This window comes from Candidatus Margulisiibacteriota bacterium, assembly GCA_028706105.1.
Taxonomy (GTDB): Bacteria; Margulisbacteria; Riflemargulisbacteria; order GWF2-35-9; family DYQY01; genus DYQY01.
The window spans coordinates 1-5,891 of record JAQWCF010000093.1; the positions used below are offsets into that span (position 1 = coordinate 1).

Genomic DNA, 5,891 nt, shown 5'->3' on the forward strand with positions numbered 1-5,891 from the left:
ACGCCCTTGCTAAGCCGATGAATTTCATCAATGAAGAGAATGTCGTTTTCTTGTAGGTTAGTAAGTATTGCTGCTAGGTCACCCGGTCGTTCAATGGCAGGTCCGGAAGTTGTTTTGACGTTAACGTTCATTTCATGTGCAATGATGTTGGCTAGAGTTGTTTTTCCTAAACCAGGCGGACCATAGAAAAGTAAGTGGTCGATGGTTTCTCCTCTTTCAACTGCAGCCTGAATAAGTATTTTTAGGTTTTTTTTGATATTTTCTTGGCCAATATATTGATCAAAAGATCTTGGTCTAAGAGATGTTTCAAGTACTGGTTCTTCATAATTAGGGTCTACAGATTGGTTGCGTTCCATATGAATTATTGTAGCATAATTTCAAAATTTTCGTCTTCAGGACTATTGGTGATTAGGCTGTTGTTTTTGTTGAGATAAAAAACGTTTGTTTCGCCGTAGGCCGTGGCGATTAACATGACCTTTAGCTTTTGAAGATTAAAAGAACTTAAGTTTAGTGATTCAAGGGTTTGGTCAAGCCGAGCTATTTTGCTATCCAAATCTTTAGCGATGGATATTCCGTTTATATCTATAACATCATTTTCTCTAAGTACTTTCCAGATGCGTAGTGATTCTGCAAAGGTAATGTTTTCTAAATCCATAAAGGCAAAGCCTGGGTGGGGTGTTTCTGCGACCATATTCTGTAAAGTAAAGCCAAGTGGTCGGACAGTGTGACTTAAAAGGATGTTGCCACTATTTGTTTCCCAAACATATTTTAACGTTTGTCCTTGTATTGAGGCATAGAGGGGTGTGCCGAATTCTTTATTATGAGCATCAGCAACGCGTTGAAAATCTTTTTTTGTTTGGATAGCTTGAAAAATAACTGAGGAGATATTGTAGGCATCAAAGAGAAAAACCATGTTACCAGTAGACCAAAGATAGGATGCTGGTAGATAAAGAATTTTAGAAAACGGAATTTCTTTAAAAGAGTCTTGCAGATAGTAAGAGTATTCACTGAAGGAAAGATCGGCGTCAATAATGTTTTTAGACGAATGTTTTTGGTAGACAAAGAGTTCTGTTTTATTTAAATAGTTTATTGCGAAAGAAGCAGTAGATGTTTCGCTAGTGAAAGCTAGAGGGAAGAAGCAAAGACAGCAAATAATCAGTAAAAGTTTTTTCATTACATCCCCAAAATAATGTACAGTATAATACTAAATAGGATAACATATAAACTAAGTGATAGTAATCACTATGAAGGAATTTTAGATGAGGTATAAATGAACAGAACTAGTTTAATGATTTTTATATTAATTTTTTCTGCGGTTTCTTTTTCGGCCACTAGCAATTATACCAATTTTTTAAATAGCCGGGGTACCACCTTAAAGGATATGGTTAAGTCTGTTGTAAGGGATCAGAACGAAACCAAGGAACATAATAATGAACAAATAAAACAACAATCTTTTTCATCCAAAGGTGGTGGTGGTGCTGTTTATAGTTTAGGTGGACAAGACTACAAAGACTTTAATCGACTAACTATTTTTCCTGATGTGAAAATGGCACATCGAGAATTGCCTGGCGTAGCTGATGGTGGAGATTTTGATGCGAAGTTGTATTTTAGAGGTGGAGGAGCACAGGAGACGGTTACTTTAGTAAATGGTCAGCCTGTGTATGAGGCATTTGTTTTTGAGGGTAAGGGTAGCTTAGTAAATCCTCAACTAATTAAAGAAACAAAGGTTTATACTTCGGGAATGCCTGTTTGTTATCCTGATGCCTTGAGTGGAGTTATTGATATTAAAGAGCGCGAGGGAGATTTGCACAATTATCATCTGGACATTGCACAAGGGCTAACAGACCTGCAGTTATATGTAGAAGGTCCAATTATGAGAGGGAAAAGCTCTTTTCTAATATCTCTGAGGAGAACATATTATGATTATCTTTTAATGCTGATGAATCAAGGACAAGGCGTTATTGCTCCACACTTAGAGAATTATGGTCAGAAATTTTTTATGAAATTATCTCCTGAACATGAACTAGTTATGGATTTTAAAACATATTATGATTTTTATAAACTGGACAACAAAGACTTCAATTTGGGTCAAATAGGAAGGATCTCCTCCGTTGCCAGACGCAATTTTTTGCAAACAAAGCTGACTAGCCATTGGAGTAATAAGCTTAAGACCGAGCTTACTGTAGGAATGGAGAACTCAGTATTAAGCAAAAATAGCCTTGTGGTGTCTGATATAGTGTCAGAAAACATGAGACAAGAACCATTTTATTTTATGACGGATTTACAATACAGAGACAATAAGGATCACTTAGTGTCCAGTGGGTTATATTTTCGAAAAGAAAGAACTATTAAGGAATCAACGAATTTGCATCTTCTGGGTAACTATTATTATCCTGGGTTTGCAGGGACTGTTTCTTCTGAAGACTATATAAAAGAGTACTCTGTTTATGGAGCATACATACAGGACGAGCAAACAATCGTTCCAGATACATTGTTTTTGGATCTAGGAGTCAGATATAGTTTTATTGACCACAAGGAGTTGTCAAAATCGAAGTCGTTTCAGCCAAGGATTGGCGTAAGGGTTAAGAACGAAGGCGCGACACTCAAGCTTTCTGCTGGGAAGTATTCACAATACAACCCACAGATAGTCAGCGCCCACTTTGTTGATTTGCCACCAGAAGAGGCCATGCAATATAGTTTGGGGATAGAGCATCAGCTGGGAGATGCTGTAAATTTTTCAATTTCTATTTTTGAAAAGAATTATCACTCATTGCTTAGGGAACAAATAGACAGCTTAGGAATGATTACAGGTTACGATAATAACAAAAAGGGACATGCGGGTGGGATTGAGGTTATGTTTAAAAAGAAAAAGAGTGATGGTTGGAACCTGATGATGGCATATACAAACCAAGAGGCTGTTTATGAAGAGTCGGTTACGTTTTCGTATCCTGCTAAACAAGACCAAAAACATACTTTTAGTCTAGCCAGCGAAGTAGATTTAAGTAAAGATTGGAGTTTGGTTGTAGATTGGCAATATCACTCAGGAAGGCCATACACAGATCTTACAGGGGCAACATCTTTAAATGTCAGAACGAAATATTTGAGTGACCCTAATAAATATAACCGCAGTAGATTGCCTGACTATAGTAACCTAACTTTAATTTTAGAGCACAAGAAACCAATTTGGCCTTTTGATGGATTAGAAGGACAAACCTATATCGGGGTTGCTAATATCTTGAATGAAAAAAATGTTTATGATTATGTGTGGAATGGTGATTATTCAGTGAAGTCGTCTGTTAAAATGATGTCAATGACGCCTATCTTTGGAGTAAGATTTAGATTCTGATGATTGTAAAAGCTGTAATTTTTGATTTGGATGGCACGTTATTAGACACAATTACCGATATAACAAATTCTATGAATAACGCCCTAAAAGATTTGTGCTTGCCTACGTTTAGCGAAGAAGATTATAAGTATTTGGTTGGTAGTGGCTTAGATCGCTTGGTTGGTGGTGTCTTGCCACAGCATATAACGGATGAGCAGACGATTGCTTTGTTTGTTGAAAAATTTAGGGAATATTACGATAATAAATGGACAGAACATTCGGTTCCATTTGAAGGTATTTTGGAGTTATTAAGTTGTTTGCAAAATAAAGGGATTAAGCAGGCAATTCTTTCGAATAAGCCTCATTTAATTACAGTTGCAATGACAGCGAAGTTGCTTCCAGCCAATTTTGAATTAGTTTACGGTGAAAGATTGTCAGAAGGTATTCCTAAGAAACCAGACCCACAAGTATTGCTAGAGATGGCAAAGTCATTGAAAGTAAAGCCAGACGAGGTTCTGTATGTGGGTGACTCCGATGTAGATATGCAGGTGGCAGTAAATGCAGGCATGATCGGGGTAGGCGTTTTGTGGGGATTTAGAACGAAAGAAGAGTTGGTAAATAATGGTGCTAAATACATTGTTGCTAGACCAGAAGAAATTAATAATATTATTGGGAGGGAAAAATGCTAACGATATGGAACGAATTGAAGGAACATTTTAGATTTACTTTTTCGGGAGCGGTTATTGCTGTTTTGTTTATGTTTTGTGTTCGGTTAATATTTCCAAGTTTGTTTAATACGGAAGTTGCTGGTCAACTGTTTGAGATCTTTCACCCCTTACATGTTGTGCTTAGTGCACTGGTAACAGCGACAGTGTTTCGAAATTATCAAAAGATGAAAAATAAGTCTGTTTGGGGTTATTTAAGTGTCTTTTTAATTGGTTATTTTGGTTCGATTGGAATAGCTACCATGAGCGATTCCTTAGTTCCCTACTGGGCAGAATTAATTTTGGGACTGGAGGGCGCTCACCCTCATATTGGGATTATAGAAATGCCTGTTTTAATTAATTTGTCAGTATTTTTGGGTATAGCGCTATCCTATTTTGTGAAAGAAACACATTTTTCTCATGCTGGACACGTGCTACTAAGTACAGTTGCCTCTTTGTTTCATATTATGCAAGCACATGCTGGTTCTTTTAGCATTTTTCAAAGCATATTTATTGTAATGTTTTTATTTCTAGCTGTTTGGTTGCCTTGCTGCTTTAGCGACATAATTTTTCCGTTGCTGTTTGTAAAAAAGAAATGAAGTTTTTTTTACTAGAACCAAGAGGTTTTTGTTTTGGGGTGAAGAACGCCCTCGAGATTGTTGAAGATGTTTTAAAAAACAATCCTCATAAAAAAATCTATGTCTATAACGAGATTGTTCATAATAAGGTTATTGTTGAGGACTTAAGGCTTAGAGGGGTAACTTTCACTCAAGAGGAGATAGAGGTTCCTGATGGCGCAGTAGTTATTTTTAGTGCGCATGGAATTTCTCCGATAACTCGTTCACTTTTTATGAACAGAAACATCGTGATCGTTGATGCTACTTGTCCTTTGGTTGCAAAAGTTCACGAAGAGGTAATTGATTATACCAAGAAAGGATACCATGTAATATATATTGGGAATCCTAGTCATGATGAGGTTCGGGGTGTGGTTGCAGAAGCACCAGAGAATATAACCGTGGTTCAAACAGAAGAAGACCTGGCTAGAGCGGCAGGTTATGATAAATATGTGGTGTTGAATCAAACAACTCTCAATTTGTTTGAAACAGAAGATTTGCGGAGAAAGATTGTGAGCAGATTTGCGAATGTGCAGTTTCCTAAGATAGAAGATATTTGTTATGCTACGAGCTCGCGACAACAGGCGGTCAAAGAGGCAGCAGTAAAGTGTGATGCTTTTATCGTTATTGGCTCTGCGAATAGTTCTAACTCAAAGAAACTTATGGAGATTGCCTCTAGTTGTGGCTCTAAGTCTATTTTGGTTGATGATGCTTCAGAATTAACAAAAGAATGGTTGCAGGGAGCAGAGAATCTCTGTATTACAGCTGGGGCCTCTGCGCCTGAATATCTGGTGCAGAAAATGGCAAAGAGACTAAGGGAAGAATTTGGTTTTGAGCAAGTAGATGGTTGATAAATTTGACAATATGGGTTTGGTGCTCTAACCAAAAGCGCTAATTTTTATTCTTACTGAAGGATAGGCCCCAACGTTTAATAGTCGAGGCTTCTGCTAAATTTATTTACTTTTCTTTTTCTTCCATAACCATCGTCATTAGAAAAATTATCTTTTTTCCAGTAGGAGGATATTTGGTCTAGGTCTTCCTCTTCTTCGTCGAAAACATCTAAGCCTATGTCATCTTCTATGTCGCCTTCTAGTCCATCCTCTAGCTCTTCTTCCTCTTCATATACTTCATCATTCTCAATAAACGGTTTATTCATTACTTGCCTCTCCTTTAAAGCTTTTAATAGTGGTTATGACAGAAATTATATTTTTATTTTTGGTAAAGTCAAGATGGATATTTAAACTTGTT

The 5,891-nt window shown here is 37.0% G+C and carries 7 protein-coding genes; 4 read left to right on the forward strand and 3 right to left on the reverse strand.

Features of this window, described 5'->3' with window-relative positions; all coding sequences use genetic code 11:
• Positions 1–356, reverse strand: a 356-nt coding sequence (locus PHF25_08300) for an AAA family ATPase (protein MDD4528017.1), incomplete at its 3' end; no start/stop codon positions are given.
• A gap of 5 nt (positions 357–361) precedes the next feature.
• Positions 362–1,174, reverse strand: coding sequence for a hypothetical protein (locus PHF25_08305; GenBank protein ID MDD4528018.1), 813 nt, complete (start codon positions 1,172–1,174; stop codon positions 362–364).
• Positions 1,175–1,270: 96 nt separating this feature from the next.
• On the opposite strand from PHF25_08305, the gene PHF25_08310 reads away from it, so the two are divergent.
• The 4 genes from PHF25_08310 to ispH are packed head-to-tail and all read left to right on the forward strand — an operon-like array spanning position 1,271 to position 5,494.
• Complete coding sequence (locus PHF25_08310) at positions 1,271–3,346, forward strand: TonB-dependent receptor plug domain-containing protein (protein MDD4528019.1); 2,076 nt, start codon at positions 1,271–1,273, stop codon at positions 3,344–3,346.
• Positions 3,346–4,014, forward strand: a complete 669-nt coding sequence (locus tag PHF25_08315; protein MDD4528020.1) for an HAD family hydrolase — start codon at positions 3,346–3,348, stop codon at positions 4,012–4,014. The genes PHF25_08310 and PHF25_08315 overlap by 1 nt, the downstream gene beginning before the upstream one ends.
• On the forward strand, positions 4,008–4,628 hold the full coding sequence (locus tag PHF25_08320; protein ID MDD4528021.1) for a hypothetical protein: 621 nt from the start codon (positions 4,008–4,010) through the stop codon (positions 4,626–4,628). Before PHF25_08315 ends, PHF25_08320 begins: the two co-directional genes overlap by 7 nt.
• The gene (gene ispH / locus PHF25_08325) at positions 4,625–5,494 is read left to right on the forward strand and encodes a 4-hydroxy-3-methylbut-2-enyl diphosphate reductase (GenBank protein ID MDD4528022.1); all 870 of its coding nucleotides are present in this window, start codon (positions 4,625–4,627) and stop codon (positions 5,492–5,494) included. The genes PHF25_08320 and ispH overlap by 4 nt, the downstream gene beginning before the upstream one ends.
• A gap of 77 nt (positions 5,495–5,571) precedes the next feature.
• Here ispH and PHF25_08330 read toward each other — a convergent pair whose 3' ends face one another.
• Complete coding sequence (locus PHF25_08330) at positions 5,572–5,799, reverse strand: hypothetical protein (protein MDD4528023.1); 228 nt, start codon at positions 5,797–5,799, stop codon at positions 5,572–5,574.
• Positions 5,800–5,891 lie beyond the last annotated feature (92 nt).